We start from the raw sequence: 16,243 nt of genomic DNA on the forward strand, positions 1-16,243 counted from the left end.
CGGCAGGCAGTTTTTTGTAACAGTGCGTAGCCGGAAAGCGTTGCCGACAGAGGGCGGCGGGCACGCAAAAAATGCCGTCGAGGCGGCATGAAAATCGAATCGAAAATGCGAATCGGAATCGCTTTCGATGGGGCTGGTGAGTGCCGGTGGCGATGCCGGAATGGGCCGCTCAGCGCTCCGCCGGAAACCGCTCCTGCAGCGCATGCAGCCAGCGCGCGACGACATCGAGTTCGTCGTCGGAAAACCCGTCGCACAGCTTGCCGTTGAGTTCGCGCAGCAGCACGCGCGCACGTTTGAGTGCCGCGTGGCCTTCGTCGGTCAGGTACAGGCGCGTCGCGCGGCCGTCGTCGGAATCGGCGTGGCGCGTAATGAGGCCGGCCTTCGCCATCCGGTCGGCAAGCCCCGTCATCGCGGACGGCGCAAGCTGCAGCGCGGCGCCGACTTCACCGATCAGCGCGCCATCCTGCTTCGCGAGACAGAACAGCGCGCCGGCCTGCGCGGCGCTCGCGCGCGTCTCGGTCTCCGCCTTGCGGTCGATCCAGCGCTGCACGCGCCGCTGGCCGATGTTCAACATGAAAAACAGTCGTCGGTCTTCGCTCAAGCTGGGTTCCCGGCTGCAATGGAAAGGGAGGGGCGGCCCGCGGCGCGCGGCGTGTCGAGCGCCTGCGCGAGCCAGTCGGCCACGTCGGGCCACAGCACGGTGCCGGGGCGGCTGCGGAAGAAGCCCATGTGCCCGACCGGGCCGCTGCCCGCCGCGCGCGGATCGATCTGGCGGCGTTCGACCGACGCGCGGGTCAGATAGCTTACCAGCAGCCCGATCGCAGGCGGGTTCGCCCACGGGTCGTCGTCGAAGCCGAGCGCGAGGATCGGCAACTGCTGTTTCGCGTAACGCTCGGCCGCGCCGAGTGTCGGGTCGTCGAAGAAATAGTGCGGCAGCGTCGTCCAGCGGCTCCATTCACGGAACACGCCGGCCGGCATGTCCTCGCCGAGCCCGAGCCGCTTGCCGGGCACGTAGCCGAGCAGCGCCGACATCAGCGGCCCGAGCACACGCAGGATCAGCCGCACCTTCAGGCGTTCGGCCGCCTGCGTGATCAGCCGCGTGCTGCCCGCATGCGCGGCGACCAGCACGGCCGCGCGCAGGTGCGGCGTCGCGGCGGACAGCCCGATCGCATGCCCGCCCACGCTATGCCCGACCGCCAGCAGCGGCAACCCTTCGTACGCCTGCCGCGCCCACGCGGTCGCGGCGCCCACGTCGAGTTCCATCCAGTCGCGCATGCGGGCCTTCAACGCGCCCAGGCGCGCGGGGCGAGACGCGCCGATGCCGCGATAGTTGTAGGTGAGCGCCGCGAAGCCGCGTTCGGTCAGGAAGCGTGCGAAGCCCGCATACAGCCGCTCCGGCACGGCCGTTGCCGGATGGATCAGCACCAGCGCGCGCGGCGGCGCGTCCGGCGACCACAGCGTGCCGTGCAGCGCGTAGCCGTCGGCGGCGGAAAACTCGATGGGTTGGGAGGTCATGGCCATCCTCGTTCCAGGCAGTTATTTCGTATGCGAAATATAGTTCGTGATTTATTTCGTGCGCGAAATATCCGTCGAGGATTCATTCGAACCGGGTTCCCGTGAGCGCGACCGGCGGCATCCGGCGACGCCTGCCGCTCCATAAAACATTTGCATCTTTGGATAGAAGAATATTGCGTTTGTTTCATGATGAAGATCGACGTATCTTCAGCGGTTCCATCCGTTCCGCCGGCCGTCGCGCACGGCGGAGCAAAGGGCGCCGCCCTCGCACGGCCGTCCGCCAACCTTCCGGGAGATCACGTTGCTGAGCCGAATCGTTACGGCACTCTTGCTGGCGCTTGCCGCGCAGCCGGGCTTTGCCAAGGACACCGTCACGCTGCGCGTCGGTGAACAGAACTACTTCAACATCCAGGCGTCGATGGAGGCGTCCGGCGTGCTCAAGGACCTGCCTTACACGATCGAGTGGAAACATTTCCAGGCCGCGGCGCCCGTTGCCGAATCGCTGAACGGCAATGCGATCGACGTCGGTTTCCTCGGCGATTCCGCGCTGCTCACGCTGGCTGCGCGCGGTGCGCCGGTGAAGGTCGTCGCCGTGTCGCGGCAGAGCCTCGACGGCGTCGCGATTCTCGTACCGAAGGATTCGCCGGTGCGCACCGTGGCCGACCTGCAAGGCAAGACCATCGCCGTATGGCGCGGCGCGTGGAGCCAGCAGCTCGTGCTGCGCGCGCTCGAACACGCGGGCTTGCGCGCGGATTCGGTCAAGTACGCGTACCTGATGCCGATCGATGCGACCAACGCGCTCGCGAACGGCTCGGTCGACGCCGTGTCGCTGTGGGAGCCGTTCGTCAGCACGCTCGCGTTGCGGCAAGGGGCGCGGCCCGTGACGACCGCGCAGGGGCTGATGCCGGCGCTGAGCTTCGTCGCGGCGAACGAGCAGGCCGCCTCCGGCAAGCGCGCCGAGATCACCGATTTCCTGCGACGCGTCGTTGCCGCGCGCCAGTGGGTCGACAGCCACCCGCGCGAGTACGCGGACCTGTGGGCGAAGCGTGCGAAGCTCGAACCCGACGTCGCGTACCGCTGGCTCAACAATGCGAAGCAGCGCGTCGGCCCGGTCGACGAGACGGCCGCGAAGGATGCGCAGAACACGGCCGATTTCCTGCACAAGGCCGGCGTGATTCCGGCGGCGTACGACACGTCGAAGCTGCTCGACCGCTCGTATGCAGGCGCGTTCGCGGCGCCCGCGCAGAAGACGGCCGCCGCGCAGTAAGCGTGCGGTTGTCATCCCGATTCCCGATCAAGTACCCCAAGGACCCCCCGACATGCCAGTCGACATCATCGGCATGATCACCGCGACACCCGGCGCGGAGGTCGACGTACCGGGCGGCGCGGCCGTCCAGCCCGACTACGTGCGCCGCTTCGCGCAGGCGCACGAGGCCGCCGGCTTCGACCAGATCCTGGTCGGCCATTTCAGCAACGCGGCGGACGGTTTCATCGTCGCGTCGTTCGCGGCCGCCGCGACCGAACGCATCCGCATCCTGCTCGCGCACCGGCCCGGCGTGATCGTGCCGTCGGCCGCCGCGCGGCAGATCGCGACGCTAGACGTATTCAGCGGCGGCCGGCTTGCACTGAACGTCGTATCGGGCGGCGACGATGCGGACCTGCAGCGCGACGGCGATTTCGTGCCGCACGATGCGCGCTACCGCCGCACCGGCGAATATCTCGACGTGCTGAAACGGATCTGGCAGGCCGACGCGCCGGTCGATCACGAGGGCGCGTTCTACCGGCTGCGCGGTGCGTCGCCGCTCGTGAAGGGCGCGCAGCGGCCGCACGTGCCGATCTATTTCGGCGGGTCGTCGCCGGCCGCGCTGGCGGTCGCGGGAGAGCATGCCGATGTCTACATGACGTGGGGCGAGCCGCTCGCGTCGGTGCGCGAGCAGATCGCTCGCGTTCGTGAAGCCGCTGTGCCATTCGGGCGTGTGCCGCGCATCAGCGTGTCGTTCCGGCCGATCGTCGCCGATACCGAGGCTGCCGCATGGGAGAAGGCCGAGGCGATCCGCGAGCGCGTGCGCGCGGCGCGGCTCGCGAACGGCCAGCCGATCGCCGGCCACGCGCCGCAGAACGCGGGTTCGCAACGGCTGATGGCGGCGGCCGCGCAGGGCGACGTGCTCGACGAGCGGCTGTGGATGGGTGTCGCGAACCTGACCGGCGCGCGCTGGAATTCGACCGCGCTGGTCGGCACGCCGGAACAGGTCGCGCGGGCGCTCGGCGCGTATTACCGCCTCGGTGTGTCGACGTTCCTGATTCGCGGGTTCGATCCGCTGGACGATGCGCTCGATTACGGGCGCGACCTGATTCCGGCGATTCATGCGCAGGTCGCGGAGCTTGACCGGTATCACGCAGCGGTGACGGCGTAGGCTGCTACTGCCAACGATGTCGCTTCGACGCGCCCCGGCATTGCCATCATGGAATGCCGGGGCGATGTCATGTCGGGCATCGCCCGATCGACGCCTTCAAAACGACGGCAACCCCGGCGGATTGGTTTCCGCACGCGCGATCGCTTCACTCTGCAAACCCCAGCGCGCGAGCGCCTGCCCGTAGCGGCCGCTGCCGATCAGCGCGTTCGTCGCCAGCGTCAGCGCGGGCGCGAGCCCGCTGCCGCGCCGCGTCGCGATCGCCACGTCGGCATTGGCCGGCCAGCCCGCATTGACGACGCCGACGCGGCGGATCTTGCCCGTGCGCGCGGCCTCGTAGGCGAGCGACGCGTTCGGGTTCAGCTCCGCATCGGCGCGGCCCGACAGCAGCGCGACGCGCGACGCCGCATCGTCGTCGAAATAGAGCAGCTCGGCCGGCTTCAGCCCCTGCGCCACGTTGCGCTTGTTCCACTCGAGCAGGATGCGCTCCTGGCTCGTCCCCGCGCCGGTGATGATGCGCAGGCCGGCGATATCCTTCGGCTCGGCGAGCTTCGCGATCGGGCTGCCGGTGCGCACGTAGAAGCCGTGCAGCCCGAGCCGGTAGGTCGTGAAATCGAACTTCTCCTTGCGTTTCTCGGTCACGCCGACGTTCGAGATCACCGCGTCGTATTTGCCGGACGTCAGCCCGAGCGGCCAGTCGGCCCACGCGATCGGCAGCAGCACGAGCGTGCGGCCGAGTGCGTCGGCGACGAGCTGCGCATAGTCGGGATCGGCACCGACCACGGTGCGTGCGTCGGTCGCGTAGGTCGACACGGGCGGCGCATGCGGTGAAATCGCGACCGTGAACGCGCCGTCGCGTACCCAGCGGTAGCCGGCTGCCGCACGGATCGCCGCGTCGTCGGGTTGCGCGCGCGGGCGGCCGGCCTGGCGCGGATCGAGGTCGGCCGTCGCGGCGGCCGCGTGCGCCGCGTGCCACGGCAGGCCCGCTGCCGCGACCAGCGCGGCGGTCATGAACTGGCGTCGGTCGGTCATCGTGCGGCACCTCGCAGGTCGGGAGCGGCGCGCATCACAGCACCCGCGACAGGAACGCACGCGTACGCGGATGCGACGGCGCGTCGAGCACGACGGCTGGCGGCCCGGCTTCGACGATGCGCCCGCGCTCCATGAACAGCACGTTGTCCGCGACTTCGCGCGCGAAGCCGATTTCGTGCGTGACGATCACGAGCGTCGTGCCCGAACGCGCGAGTTCCTTGATCACGTCGAGCACCTCGTTGACGAGCTCGGGATCGAGCGCCGACGTCGGCTCGTCGAACAGCAGCACCTTCGGGCGCAGCGCGAGCGCCCGCGCGATCGCGACGCGCTGCTGCTGGCCGCCGGACAACTGACGCGGATACGCATCGGCCTTGTCCGCGAGGCCCACACGCGCGAGCAGCGTGCGGGCGATGCGTTCGGCGGCGTCGCGCGTGATGCCGCCGACGACGACCGGCGCTTCGACCAGGTTCTCGAGCACGGTCAGGTGCGGGAACAGGTTGAAGTTCTGGAACACCATCCCGACGGCCGTGCGCCGCGTCAGCACGTCGCGCTCCTTCAACTCGTAGAGCACGTCGCCGTCGCGGCGATAGCCGATCAGTTCGCCGTCGATGTCGATGAAGCCGTCGTCGACGCGTTCGAGATGGTTGATCGTGCGCAGCAGCGTCGACTTGCCCGAGCCCGACGGCCCGACGATCGCGGTCACGCTGCCGCGCGGCGCGACGAACGACACGTTGTCGAGCACGCGCTGCATGCCGAACTGCTTCGACACGCCATGCACGGCCACTTCGCCGCCGGCGCGCGGTGCGACGGCGGTCGCCGCGTCGCTATCGCCGTGAGCCTGCGCGACCGATGCCGCGTGACGGGACGCGACACGCCGCCACAGCACGCCGAGGCGCGCAAGTGCGAACGTGATGACGGACGGCGGCGGGTTGCGCAGCGCCCCGCGCGCATAGTGCCGCTCGACCTGCACCTGGATGGCCGACAGCACGGTCAGGATGATCAGGTACCAGACGGTGGCGACCATCAGCAGCGGAATCACTTCGAGATTGCGGCGATAGATCACCTGCACCGTGTAGAACAGCTCGGGCATCGCGAGCACGTAGACCATCGACGTGCCTTTCGCGAGCATGATCAGGTCGTTGAACGCGGTCGGCAGGATCGCGCGCATCGCCTGCGGCAGCACGATCCGCGTGGTCTGGCGGCCGCGCGGCAGCCCGAGCGCGGCGGCCGCTTCGAGCTGGCCCTGGTCGACCGCGAGAATGCCGCCGCGAATCACCTCCGCGGAAAACGCCGCGTGGTGCAGCGTGAGGCCGAGCACGGCCGCGAGGAACGGGCTGATCAGGTCGGTCGTCGGCGTGTCGAACCAGACGATGTCGGTGAACGGCACGCCGAGCCGGACATGCTCGTACAGGTAGCCGAGATTGTTCAGGATCAGCAGCAGCACGATCAGCGGAATCGAGCGGAACAGCCACACGAAGGTCCACGCGCTCGCCGACAGCAGCCGCGAACGCGACAGCCGGGCCAGCGCGACGAACGCGCCGAGCACGAGGCCGAACACCGCGCCGAGCAGCGTCAGCACCAGCGTGCGCGCGAGCCCCGACAGCACCGGCGGCGACAGGAACCATTCGGCGAACACCGGCCAGCCCCATTGCGGGTTGCCGAGAATCGAATGCAGGACGATCGCGATCAGCGCGACGGCGAGCACGGTGCCGGCCGTGCGCGACCGGTGGCGCGCGGGCACGATCCGGAAACGCGTGCCGGCGTCGCGCGCGCCGGGGGAAGAGAGCGGCGGCAGCGCGCCGCCGAGGTGGGTCGTGTCGCTCATGTCGGTGGAAATCCTCGAATCGGTCGGGCGGGCGCGCCGCGCACGGGCGGCGCGGCGGCGGGTGTCAGGCGTGCGCTTCGGCCGCCGTTTCGTGCGACGCGCCAGGCGCCGCGTGGCGGCTGGCCTTGCGCGGCAGCCCGAGGTGGTCGCGCAGCGTCGCACCGGGCAGGTCGCGGCTGTAGCGGCCGCGCGCCTCGAGCACCGGAATCACGAGTTCGACGAAATCCTCGACGCCCTGTGCCTGCACCGCGAAGCCGAGGATGAAGCCGTCGCCCGCGCCCGCGTCGTGCCAGCGGATCAGCTCGTCGGCGACGTGCTCGGCCGTGCCGATGAAGTTCGGGCGCGGCGTGGCGACCGCGAGCGCCGTCTCGCGCAGCGACAGGCCTTTCTGTTTCGCGTCGGCCTTGATCCGGTCGGTGGTCGAGCGGAAGCTGTTGCGGCCGAGCTCGCCGAGTTCCGGGAACGGCGCATCGAGCGCGTACTGCGTGAAATCGTGGTGATCGAAATAGCGGCCGAGATACGCGAGCGCCTCGTCGATCGTCAGCAGGTTGCGGATCGCCTGGTATTTGTCCTCGGCCTCGGCCGCGGTGCGGCCGACGATCGGCCCGATGCCGGGGAAGATCTTCACGTCGCTGCCTTGCCGGCCGTGCTCGATCGCGCTCTGCTTCACGCGCCGCGTGAACGCGGCCGTTTCGTCGAGCGACGGCGAATGCGTGAACACGGCATCCGCATACTTGCCCGCGAGCCCGATGCCGGTGTCCGACGAACCGGCCTGGAAGATCACCGGCTGCCCCTGCGGCGAGCGCTGGATGTTGAGCGGGCCCGCGACCTGGAAGAAGCGGCCGTGGTGGTCGAGCGTGTGGAGCTTGTCGCGGTCGAAGAAGCGGCCGGTCGCGCGGTCGCGCACGAAGGCGTCGTCGTCCCAGCTGTCCCACAGGCCCTGCACGACGTCGAGGTATTCGTCGGCGATCTCGTAGCGCAGTTCGTGATCGGGATGCGCCTTGCCGAAATTCTTTGCGGTGCCTTCGAGCGGCGTCGTCACGACGTTCCAGCCCGCGCGCCCGCCGCTGATCGCATCGAGTGACGCGAGCTGGCGCGCGACCGTGAACGGCTCGCTGTACGACGTCGAGATCGTGCCCGCGAGCCCGATCTTCTTCGTCGCGACCGCTAGCGCCGACAGCACGGTCAGTGGCTCGAAGCGGTTCAGGAAGTGCGGGATCGACTTCTCGTTGATGTAGAGGCCGTCGGCGACGAACGCGAACGCGATGCCGGCGGCTTCCGCCTTGCGCGCGATGCCGATCGCGAAATCGAGGTTGATGCTCGCGTCCGGCGGGTTGCTCGGGTGCCGCCATGCGTTCATGTGGCTGCCTGCGCCTTGCAGCATCAGGCCGAAGGGGATCGATCGTCGGGTCGTCATGGGAGCGTCACGCGTTCTGGTCAGGGGAAAGGGAGCGGTCGGCCGCGAGGGTCGCCTGCAACGGCGTGGCCGACAGCGCGCCGCCGAGCCATTCAACCGATGCGAGCCGCGCCGCGTAGTCGGTCACGGGCGAATCGATCACGAACGCATCGACGTCGAGCCGCCGGCTCAGTGCATCGAGCGCGCGGTGGATGCGCTCGGGCGTATCGGCCAGCACCGTCGGGCGCAACTCGTCGATCCGGTAGTCGGACGCGCCGCTCTGCCGCGCGAATTCGGCGGCCGCCTGCGCGCTGGCGAGATTGAAGCTCTGGCCGCCCGCGAGCTGCAGCTTGAAGATCTTCAGCGGCCCGATCAGCTGCTCGGCCTCGTCGCGCGTCGGCGCGGCCACCGCGTACAGCGCGACCAGCGGACGGGTGCCGCCCGCGCTGCGGTACGCGTCCAGCGAGCGTTCGAGGTTCGCGTCGTCGCCGTTGAAATGCCCGGCGTAGCAGAAGCGCCAGCCGTTGCGCGCGGCGAGCGCGCCGCTGTCCGGTGAGCCGCCGAGCAGGATGCGTTCGGGCGCCTGCGGCGGCACGGGCAGCGCGACGGCACCGGCGAGCGGGTGATCCTCGGCGACGCCCCAGCCGAGAAACGCGTCGAGCTCCGCCAACTGACCCGCGAAGTCCGGCTTGCGCGCCTTGTCGTGGAACCACTGCAGCGCGCGCGTGGTCAGCGGCAACCCGCCGGGCGCCTTGCCGATGCCGAGATCGACGCGGCCCGGCGCGAGCGCGGCCAGCACCTTGAAGGTTTCGGCGACCTTGAAGGGGCTGTAGTGCTGCAGCATCACGCCGCCCGAGCCGACGCGGATGCGCGACGTGTGCGCGAGCAGGTGCGCGACGACGATCTCCGGCGCCGAGCTTGCAAAGGCCGGCGTGCCGTGATGTTCGGCGACCCAGAAGCGCTCGTAGGCGAGCTGTTCGGCGCGCTGCGCGAGCGTCGTGGTGAAGCGCAGCGCGTCGGCGGCGTTCGCGCCGTCGGCGATCGGACTCTTGTCCAGCAACGAAAGCGAATAAGACATGGTGGGCGGCGTTCCTGCGTGAGCGTGAATGGACGGTGAGCGTGCGCGGCGTTCAGCTCTTCGGCAGCCCCGGCGGATTCGTGCGCGACTGGTCGATCGCTTCCGATGCGAGGTTCCAGCGGTCGAGCACCTGCTGGTAGCGGCCGTTCCTGATCAGCCCGTTCAGCGCGACGGTGAGCGGATCGGCGAGCCCGCTGCCGCGGCGAGTCGCGATCGCGATGTCGGCCGTGCGCGGCCAGCCGCCGCTGATCGCGCCGACGAGGCGCGTCTTGCCTTGCTGCGCGCTCTGGTACGCGAGCACCGAGTTCACGCTGAACACCGCATCGGCGCGGCCCGACTGCACGGCGACGATGCGCATCGCCTGGTCGTCGTAGTACTGGATCTGCACGGGTTTCAGCCCGTGCGCGACGTTCTCGCGATCCCACGCGAGCAGGATCTTTTCCTGGTTGGTGCCGGCGTCGGTCACGACACGCAGCCCCGCGACATCCTTCGGCTCGCGGATCGCCTGGATCTTGCTGTCGTTGCGCACGTAGAAGCCGACCTGATCCTTGCGGTAGGTCGAGAAATCGAACTTCTGCTTGCGCTCCTCGGTGACGGTGACGTTCGAGATCACCGCGTCGACTTTCCCGGATTCGAGTGCGAGCGGCCAGTCGGCCCACGCGAGCGCGACGATCTTCAGCTTGCGGCCGAGGCTGTCGGACACGAGCTGGCCGACGTCGGCGTCGAAGCCGATCACCGTGCGCGCGTCGGTCGCATACGAGCTGATCGGCGGCAGGCTCGGCGCAACGCCGATCGTCAGCGTGCCGGGTTCGGCGAACTTGAACGACGCGGGCACGGCGCGCTCGACGGCCGCGTCGGCCACGCCGCGCGGGCGACCACGTTGCTCGGGGCTCAGGTCGAACGTGGCGGCGGCCGCGGCGGCGGCGAACGCGGTCAGTCCGATCAGCGCGGCGGCCAGCGTGCGCGCGGCACGGGAAGAAAGCGGTACGGCTCGTTGCATGAAAGCGTCCTGTGGTGGCAAGCGGAAATCGGAGGGAGGCTGGGGGGCAGTCGCGGTCAGCGCGACAGCACCGGTTCGGGCACGGGCGCCCACAGGTCGGCCAGCGTCGACGTGCGCGACGGATCGGCGAGATCCTTGCCGAACCGCAGGTGGAAATACGCTTCCGGGTCGACGGACGAATCGAACAGCCGCGTGTAGCCGGTGCGGTCGTACAGCGCCCATGCCTCGGGCTGGCGAAAACCGGTGGTCAGGTAGATGCGGCGATAGCCTTGCTGCGCGGCACGCAGTTCGAGCGCCTCGACGATGAGGCGGGCGAGGCCCTGGCGGCGCAGGTCCGAGCGGGTCCAGATGCGTTTGAGCTCGGCGGTCTGCGCGTCGTAGCGCTTGAACGCGCCGCCGCCGATCGTTTCGCCGTCGCGCAGCAGCAGCACGAACGCGCCTTCGGGCGGCGCGAACAGTTCGGCCGGGTAGCGCGCGAGCTCTTCGCGGGCGGACGCGTGGCTGTCGGGCCGATACGCGTGGTAACGGGTCGAATACTCGGCGATCAGCGCGTCGACCAGCGGTTGCGCGCGGACGTCGAGCGGCGTCGTGTCGATGATGCGGTCGGTCGTGGCCATGGGCATCGCGAAGGGCGCGCGATGCGGACGTTCCTGGCGGGGTGCGGGCACGCGGCCCGTCCGGTCTGTTCCGTTATCGCGACGCGGTTGTCGTGATGGCGGCGGCCGGTGCGTATCCTGCTGGGATGCAGATGGCGGGCCGCTGCCGTTTTGAACACGTTAGCGGCGCGGCCGGCAAAGGCGAACGAAGCAATTTCGATAAGGATTTCGCGGGAAGCGTCAGAAGGCTTGCAGCGGGAGTGGGGTGAGGCGATCGGCGAAAGCCGCTCGCGCGTAGCCGAGGAAGTCGCGCAAATCCGTATACGTGGTGCGGACGCGCATGGACCATCTTGCGCCCGTCGATACATGCGATTGCGCCGGAGTCAGCTCACCCCTGAACGCTGAGCGCCTTCTCTATCGCTGCAATCAGTTTGAGCGCATCGCTGCGCCCGATCAGAAGCCCGCGGCTGGTGTACTCGCACCCGAATGCATAGAAGCTCGGCAGTAGCGTCACCATGTCGTTCTCCCGATCGAAATCGACTTCGCACTTCGTCAGCGGGAAAAACGGAGGCGCGTCGGCCGGCATCTTGTACACGATGCGCTCCTAGTACATTTTTCGGGGAGGCAACAGACGCTTCGCCCGCAGGCGCTGCCTGGCAACGGCGCTGGCTTTTTTTCGCTTGCGTTCCGTCGTGGGCTTTTCATAGCCGGTGCGACTGCGCAACTCGCGAATCAGCCCTGTTTTCTCGATATCACGCCGGAATCGCCGCAGCGCGACATCGATCGGTTCGTTGAGCTTCAACGTAATTGTCGTCATGTAGATCCTGTCTGGAAAGGGTCGAACGGAAAGTTAGCCGAGTCGTGTCATGACGGCGCTTGCTATCTCGTCGGATTCGAATTCCGAATATCCTGCTCCGATCGATAGCGCACGTACCGCCACGAACATCTGCAGCTCCTGTTGATGGCACATCGCAGAATCGGCGATTCTGGCGGGCATGACGGTGTTGATCCAGGTGACCTCGTGTCGCCTGATCAGATTGAGCAGTTCGTCGATGATCATTTCGCCCTCCAGAAGATCGCGAAACTGCGCTGCGCTGACGTATCGCGTCAGCGCGCGCTGGAAAAGAACCCCTGTTTGCCGCGATTGTCGTCGATGATGTCCTCGGCATAGCGCACCGAGGCACGACGGGCGTCGCCGGCGTTGTCAAACGGGGAGGTGTCGCGCAATCTGAAAGTCTGGCTCTGTGTCAGCGTATCGGTGGTGCCGCGAAGGCAAATCTTGACTGCCGCGTCGAACCCGGCGTCGTAGTTATGCGGGCAGCCATTCGGCGCCGGCACGTGAGGGTAAATCAGTGGATAAATCTCGAATCCACGGTAGACGTGCATGCTCATGACGTACTCCTGGCGTTCGGCCACGACGAGTCGCATGGGCGAACACATCCGGCCAGTATCCCCGTTACGGGCGGGCCGGTGGGTGAAGGGGACAACGTTGCAGCGCGAAGGAGAGGCGATGCAGTAAGCGGGCGGATGGAGGGAGGGCGGTCAGTCAGTCAGAGGACCGATGGTCGCTCGGATGAACCCATCATACGCGCATCGCTTGTTGCGCGTCCAATTTATTCCGCGTGGTGCGCTAGCACGTGCCGGCACACGGCGCGACAGGTGTGCGGAATCGGCTTGCGAGGGGCCGCTGGTGACGTCGTCTCGTCGCGAGTCCATGTGATGACGTCCGTGATCCCGCTGGCGTCACACGCATGGCTTTCCCGACGAAGCGGTCGGTGCCCGGTCGTCCTGGTGCCGGAAATGGGGGCGGCACCGGGTCGGATCCTGGACGGACAACCTGCAAACCATTGAGCGAATGGAGCTTGCCTGCCAAGGCGCGAAGCACGCGCAGCCGGGGGCGTCGGCGATCCGTCCGGCACCTGACGGATTTCCAGGCGGAGCGCTTCATCGACGATGGTCACGCGCGATCCTGGCGACGACGTCAGAGGGTCGTCAGCAAGCGCAACTGATGTTCGGTTTCGTTTCCGGCGACCAACGAAAAGAATCCGGTTTCACGACGCTCGACTCCCGTCAGGCCCTCGCTATCGGAGAAGAGGTTCCATGCGATGTCGTCGACATGCGCGATCGTTCCGCGAGTTCGCGCGAACGCCAGTAATAGCGGACTCGCCTGGCGGCGGAGCACTTGACGGTCTGAATTCAGCACATAGGGCGGCCAGCCGGCGCGCAGGACGAGATAGTAAGGAATGGAGCCGGGGTCGATTTTCATGGGGGCCGTTTCATGTGCGGGCCTGCGTTGGCTATCGAGCTGCAGCCTGCACGACCTCCGGGAAAGTGTTCGATGGATCGACGGCAGCCTGCCGTGGTGAGCGTTCAGATGATGGGTTGAACCCGCTCGATTCGCAGATACCGACCGGAAGCTGCCACGCGGCAATTGAACTGGAATTGTAGCGCCAAGAACGTCTGCCGTATCAAAATGAACGCGTGCCGTATTCGACTCCGCGAGCGGGTACCGACCGACGTTGATCGATGCCGCGAACTGCAAATTCGCAGGTGGCGAGCGATGTGTCATGACTTCCGCGAGCGAGCGGGCAATGCGAGAACTCTTTGACCGACGCGTGAGCGCGGCAACGTTCCGGGAAGCGGGTGCCGACCGTATCGCCCGGCGCTCGAAACGGATCGCCCGGTGACACAGTTACAAGATAGCCATTGACCCTGCCGTTCGTGGAAGTTAGTGTGGTTGTCGAAGTCCAAGAAGTCCGATTGCTGTTCATCAATTTCCCGCCCCTCGGCGGTATTCGTTGTCCTCTCCCTCCTTGACACTTCGATCGCTCTTCAACAGAGCAAATCTTCGTAAATTTTCCTCAAGGATTCGTCATGGATACCGGTACCGTCAAATGGTTCAACGAGAGCAAAGGCTTTGGCTTCATCACGCCGGACAACGGCGGTGACGATCTTTTCGCTCACTTCTCCGAAATCCAAACCGATGGCTTCAAGACGCTCGCTGAAAATCAAAAAGTGAGCTTCGAAACGAAGCAAGGCCCGAAGGGGCTGCAGGCGGCCAACATCAAGCCGCTGTAAGTTTGATGGGCCCGGCCTGCCGCGACGGACGCCGGGTCGCAGCGCCCCCCGCACGGAGCGTTGCCACCTGAAGCTGGCGCGGCGGCTCTTTGCTGCACCTGTTTACTCAGCAGCGTGCGAAGCGCCACATGCCTCGTTGCACTTCCCTCTGCGCTTCTGGCCGCAACGCCTTTTTGCGCGTGCCGACTGCTTCGGATTCAGCTCGCAATGGCTTTGAGTCGATGCACATTCGCACGGCACGCGCGCACGCGAACATCAAGAATTAAAATGCAAAACAAACGAATTCAACAGTACAACGGCTATGCCGTCCAACCGTCGGCACATCGCTTGCCCGACGGTCGCTTTTCATCCAACCTGCTGCTTCAACGCACCGATAGCTCATGCGACGAAGGTCGTTACCAGTTCTATTCGCTCGATTACTTCCCGAGTGAAAAACAGGCACTGCGACACTCGGCACGCTGGGCACGCAACTGGGTCGATACGCGCGGGTGATGGCAACGTCCTGCAAATGGCGGGGCCGGCAGGATGTCCCGAACGACTCAGTCGCGTTCATTACTCGATGACACGCGGCGGTGTCGACAACTCCGCCAGTTGAAACAAACAATCCCCGCGCTGCACCTGCGCGGGCACGCGCTTGCATACCACTTCGCCGTCGCCCTTGAAGCGGTGCAGCACCGGTTCGCGCAGCGGCGTATCGGGGAAATGCACCCACGCGGCCGGTTGGCCGGCCTTCACCTGGTCGCCGAGTTCGACGAGCGGCTCGAACAGCCCGCGCTCGTACGCGTAGACGAAATGGCGCTCGCCGTCGACCCGCATGAAGCGCGTGACGGTGGGCGGCGCATCGGGCACGAGCGCGCCGTGCAGCAGCCCGATATGGCCGAGGTAGTGCAGCAGCCCATGGCGGCCCATCCGGATCAGCGACGGGTCGGCCATGCCCGCACCGCCGAGTTCGGTCACGATCGAGATCGCACCCTGCCGGCGCGCGGCCGACGCCGAATGCACGGGGTTCGGTGCGTGCAGCAGCGCATTGTGCAGCCCGAACGCGACCAGCAGCCCGTTGAGCTTCGCGGCTTCGTCGGCGTCGAGCGGATCGATCGCGAGCATGTTGCCGCCCTGGTACAGCAGCGAGCTGCCGCCCGAGTGCAGGTCGACCAGATACTGCGCGCGCGACAGCAGCGCATGCTCGATGTAGTGGGCGATCATCTGCGTCGGCGTGCCGGTCGGGTTGCCGGGGAAGCTGCGGTTCAGGTTGCCTTCGTCGAGCGGCGACACGCGCAGGCCTGCGTCCGCCGCCGGGAAATTCGCCATCGGCAGCAGGATCAGCTGCCCGCTGACCATCTCGGGCTCGATCTCGCGCATCAGTTGCGACACGATGATCTGGCCTTCGTACTCGTCGCCGTGATTGCCGGCCATCACGAGCGCGACCGGGCCGTCGCCGTTGCGGATCGACGCGATCGGGATCGGCAGCCAGCCGTATGCCGAGCGGTGCACGGAATGCGGCAGCCGCAGGTAGCCCGCGTGCTTGCCTGGTGCGTCGAGATCGATTTCGCAGTGGATGGGATTGCGGTGCGAGGAAGAGGCGGTCATGGCGGCATCGTTCGATGAACGGAATTCGCCATCTTATCGGGAAACGGCCGCCGCGCGCCGTGCCCGACGCGCGCAACGCCGAACGCCATCAACCGGCACGCGCATGGATCATGGGTACGGCGAGTTGCAAAGCCGATACGCGAGACCCCGTGCGATGTTGCAGCGATGAACGCATGCCGGTAGGTCGGCCGGCCGCATTCGGGCGCGATGTTTCGCGCCGGCCCCTTGCCACGACAGGGCCGGCGCGCGCAATCGGCTTAACGGCCCGATGTTTCAGCTTCGAGACGTCCTTCTTCCCACAGAGCCCAGAAACGGCTGCCGGCGCGATACGGATTCCCGCGGCGTGCGCCGTGATCGGCGATGCCCTGGCGAAATGCGCCGTACAGCGTCAGCGGCGGATTGTCGACGCATCGGGCCTCGCGTGCGGCCGGCATGCGGCGTTCGGACACGAGCCGACGGATCAGCGATTCGCCGTCGATCACGTCCAGTTCGTCGATGGTTTCGCTGCGGCTGAGGACTTCGACGGTATTCATGTTGAGTCTCCCTGACAACCTGTTTCCCTGACAGGGAGCAATAAGAGTGCCAGGCTTGAAAAGCCTTGCGCTGCATCGATCGTGCCGGCTTCTGCGGCCAACGTGACGGGTGGCGGGCGGCGATGTTACGGAACACGTCACGTGACACGCGAACGCGCAACGACACGTGCGGCCATGCAAAGCGTTTCGGAA

General features: G+C 67.1%; 19 protein-coding genes. 4 read left to right on the plus strand and 15 right to left on the minus strand.

Annotation, left to right across the window (positions count from 1 at the left end; all coding sequences use genetic code 11):
• Window positions 1–169 precede the first annotated feature (169 nt).
• Complete coding sequence (locus F3J15_RS02765; protein ID WP_059240503.1) at window positions 170–601, minus strand: MarR family transcriptional regulator; 432 nt, start codon at window positions 599–601, stop codon at window positions 170–172.
• Window positions 598–1,515 (minus strand): alpha/beta hydrolase, encoded by a 918-nt coding sequence (locus F3J15_RS02770; RefSeq protein ID WP_166887462.1) that lies wholly within the window; start codon window positions 1,513–1,515, stop codon window positions 598–600. The genes F3J15_RS02765 and F3J15_RS02770 overlap by 4 nt, the downstream gene beginning before the upstream one ends.
• Before the next feature lie 301 nt (window positions 1,516–1,816).
• Between F3J15_RS02770 and F3J15_RS02775 the strand changes: the two genes are divergently transcribed.
• Entirely contained in the window at window positions 1,817–2,782 is a 966-nt protein-coding gene (locus F3J15_RS02775; protein ID WP_166887465.1) for an ABC transporter substrate-binding protein, read from the plus strand.
• A 52-nt stretch (window positions 2,783–2,834) separates the two neighbouring features.
• A complete protein-coding gene (locus tag F3J15_RS02780; RefSeq protein WP_166887467.1) occupies window positions 2,835–3,929 on the plus strand; it encodes an LLM class flavin-dependent oxidoreductase in 1,095 nt (364 codons plus the stop codon).
• A gap of 96 nt (window positions 3,930–4,025) precedes the next feature.
• Here F3J15_RS02780 and F3J15_RS02785 read toward each other — a convergent pair whose 3' ends face one another.
• From F3J15_RS02785 to F3J15_RS02835, 11 genes are all read right to left on the minus strand, one after another.
• Window positions 4,026–4,958 (minus strand): ABC transporter substrate-binding protein, encoded by a 933-nt coding sequence (locus F3J15_RS02785; protein WP_166887470.1) that lies wholly within the window; start codon window positions 4,956–4,958, stop codon window positions 4,026–4,028.
• 34 nt (window positions 4,959–4,992) lie between these two features.
• Window positions 4,993–6,783: an amino acid ABC transporter permease/ATP-binding protein gene (locus F3J15_RS38070; RefSeq protein WP_166887473.1), complete on the minus strand. Its 1,791-nt coding sequence runs from the start codon at window positions 6,781–6,783 to the stop codon at window positions 4,993–4,995.
• Window positions 6,784–6,847: 64 nt separating this feature from the next.
• Entirely contained in the window at window positions 6,848–8,200 is a 1,353-nt protein-coding gene (locus tag F3J15_RS02795; protein ID WP_069251626.1) for an LLM class flavin-dependent oxidoreductase, read from the minus strand.
• 7 nt (window positions 8,201–8,207) lie between these two features.
• Window positions 8,208–9,257 carry an LLM class flavin-dependent oxidoreductase gene (locus F3J15_RS02800; protein ID WP_166887476.1) on the minus strand — a complete coding sequence of 350 codons (1,050 nt, stop codon included), beginning with the start codon at window positions 9,255–9,257 and terminating at the stop codon, window positions 8,208–8,210.
• Window positions 9,258–9,309: 52 nt separating this feature from the next.
• The gene (locus F3J15_RS02805; RefSeq protein ID WP_069251624.1) at window positions 9,310–10,257 is read right to left on the minus strand and encodes an ABC transporter substrate-binding protein; all 948 of its coding nucleotides are present in this window, start codon (window positions 10,255–10,257) and stop codon (window positions 9,310–9,312) included.
• Window positions 10,258–10,313: 56 nt separating this feature from the next.
• On the minus strand, window positions 10,314–10,874 hold the full coding sequence (locus F3J15_RS02810; protein ID WP_166887479.1) for a GNAT family N-acetyltransferase: 561 nt from the start codon (window positions 10,872–10,874) through the stop codon (window positions 10,314–10,316).
• Window positions 10,875–11,241: 367 nt separating this feature from the next.
• On the minus strand, window positions 11,242–11,448 hold the full coding sequence (locus F3J15_RS02815) for a hypothetical protein (RefSeq protein WP_089447686.1): 207 nt from the start codon (window positions 11,446–11,448) through the stop codon (window positions 11,242–11,244).
• Between the two features lie 9 nt (window positions 11,449–11,457).
• The gene (gene rpsU, locus F3J15_RS02820) at window positions 11,458–11,670 is read right to left on the minus strand and encodes a 30S ribosomal protein S21 (RefSeq protein WP_083266093.1); all 213 of its coding nucleotides are present in this window, start codon (window positions 11,668–11,670) and stop codon (window positions 11,458–11,460) included.
• 33 nt (window positions 11,671–11,703) lie between these two features.
• On the minus strand, window positions 11,704–11,913 hold the full coding sequence (locus tag F3J15_RS02825) for a hypothetical protein (RefSeq protein ID WP_069252940.1): 210 nt from the start codon (window positions 11,911–11,913) through the stop codon (window positions 11,704–11,706).
• 47 nt (window positions 11,914–11,960) lie between these two features.
• Window positions 11,961–12,245, minus strand: a complete 285-nt coding sequence (locus F3J15_RS02830) for a hypothetical protein (protein WP_069252939.1) — start codon at window positions 12,243–12,245, stop codon at window positions 11,961–11,963.
• A 589-nt stretch (window positions 12,246–12,834) separates the two neighbouring features.
• The gene (locus tag F3J15_RS02835) at window positions 12,835–13,119 is read right to left on the minus strand and encodes a hypothetical protein (RefSeq protein ID WP_069251621.1); all 285 of its coding nucleotides are present in this window, start codon (window positions 13,117–13,119) and stop codon (window positions 12,835–12,837) included.
• Window positions 13,120–13,727: 608 nt separating this feature from the next.
• On the opposite strand from F3J15_RS02835, the gene F3J15_RS02840 reads away from it, so the two are divergent.
• Both F3J15_RS02840 and F3J15_RS02845 read left to right on the plus strand, forming a co-directional pair.
• Window positions 13,728–13,931 (plus strand): cold-shock protein, encoded by a 204-nt coding sequence (locus F3J15_RS02840; protein WP_069251620.1) that lies wholly within the window; start codon window positions 13,728–13,730, stop codon window positions 13,929–13,931.
• A 267-nt stretch (window positions 13,932–14,198) separates the two neighbouring features.
• On the plus strand, window positions 14,199–14,423 hold the full coding sequence (locus F3J15_RS02845; RefSeq protein ID WP_083266092.1) for a hypothetical protein: 225 nt from the start codon (window positions 14,199–14,201) through the stop codon (window positions 14,421–14,423).
• 60 nt (window positions 14,424–14,483) lie between these two features.
• On the opposite strand, the gene F3J15_RS02850 is transcribed toward F3J15_RS02845, so the two are convergent.
• Both F3J15_RS02850 and F3J15_RS02855 read right to left on the minus strand, forming a co-directional pair.
• A complete protein-coding gene (locus F3J15_RS02850; protein WP_166887482.1) occupies window positions 14,484–15,518 on the minus strand; it encodes a succinylglutamate desuccinylase/aspartoacylase family protein in 1,035 nt (344 codons plus the stop codon).
• A 257-nt stretch (window positions 15,519–15,775) separates the two neighbouring features.
• A complete protein-coding gene (locus F3J15_RS02855) occupies window positions 15,776–16,051 on the minus strand; it encodes a hypothetical protein (protein WP_069251618.1) in 276 nt (91 codons plus the stop codon).
• Window positions 16,052–16,243: the final 192 nt, after the last annotated feature.

Origin of the sequence: Burkholderia sp. Ap-955, from assembly GCF_011753045.1 — a bacterium.
In the GTDB taxonomy this organism is placed as follows: domain Bacteria; phylum Pseudomonadota; class Gammaproteobacteria; order Burkholderiales; family Burkholderiaceae; genus Burkholderia; species Burkholderia lata_D.

Coding starts and splice junctions, on each gene's coding strand:
- F3J15_RS02770 (WP_166887462.1), bottom strand. CDS start 1,515: ATGACCTCCCAACCCATCGAGTTTTCCGCCGCCGACGGCTACGCGCTG.
- F3J15_RS02780 (WP_166887467.1), top strand. CDS start 2,835: ATGCCAGTCGACATCATCGGCATGATCACCGCGACACCCGGCGCGGAG.
- F3J15_RS02785 (WP_166887470.1), bottom strand. CDS start 4,958: ATGACCGACCGACGCCAGTTCATGACCGCCGCGCTGGTCGCGGCAGCG.
- F3J15_RS38070 (WP_166887473.1), bottom strand. CDS start 6,783: ATGAGCGACACGACCCACCTCGGCGGCGCGCTGCCGCCGCTCTCTTCC.
- F3J15_RS02795 (WP_069251626.1), bottom strand. CDS start 8,200: ATGACGACCCGACGATCGATCCCCTTCGGCCTGATGCTGCAAGGCGCA.
- F3J15_RS02800 (WP_166887476.1), bottom strand. CDS start 9,257: ATGTCTTATTCGCTTTCGTTGCTGGACAAGAGTCCGATCGCCGACGGC.
- F3J15_RS02805 (WP_069251624.1), bottom strand. CDS start 10,257: ATGCAACGAGCCGTACCGCTTTCTTCCCGTGCCGCGCGCACGCTGGCC.
- F3J15_RS02810 (WP_166887479.1), bottom strand. CDS start 10,874: ATGGCCACGACCGACCGCATCATCGACACGACGCCGCTCGACGTCCGC.
- rpsU (WP_083266093.1), bottom strand. CDS start 11,670: ATGACGACAATTACGTTGAAGCTCAACGAACCGATCGATGTCGCGCTG.
- F3J15_RS02825 (WP_069252940.1), bottom strand. CDS start 11,913: ATGATCATCGACGAACTGCTCAATCTGATCAGGCGACACGAGGTCACC.
- F3J15_RS02830 (WP_069252939.1), bottom strand. CDS start 12,245: ATGAGCATGCACGTCTACCGTGGATTCGAGATTTATCCACTGATTTAC.
- F3J15_RS02835 (WP_069251621.1), bottom strand. CDS start 13,119: ATGAAAATCGACCCCGGCTCCATTCCTTACTATCTCGTCCTGCGCGCC.
- F3J15_RS02840 (WP_069251620.1), top strand. CDS start 13,728: ATGGATACCGGTACCGTCAAATGGTTCAACGAGAGCAAAGGCTTTGGC.
- F3J15_RS02845 (WP_083266092.1), top strand. CDS start 14,199: ATGCAAAACAAACGAATTCAACAGTACAACGGCTATGCCGTCCAACCG.
- F3J15_RS02850 (WP_166887482.1), bottom strand. CDS start 15,518: ATGACCGCCTCTTCCTCGCACCGCAATCCCATCCACTGCGAAATCGAT.
- F3J15_RS02855 (WP_069251618.1), bottom strand. CDS start 16,051: ATGAATACCGTCGAAGTCCTCAGCCGCAGCGAAACCATCGACGAACTG.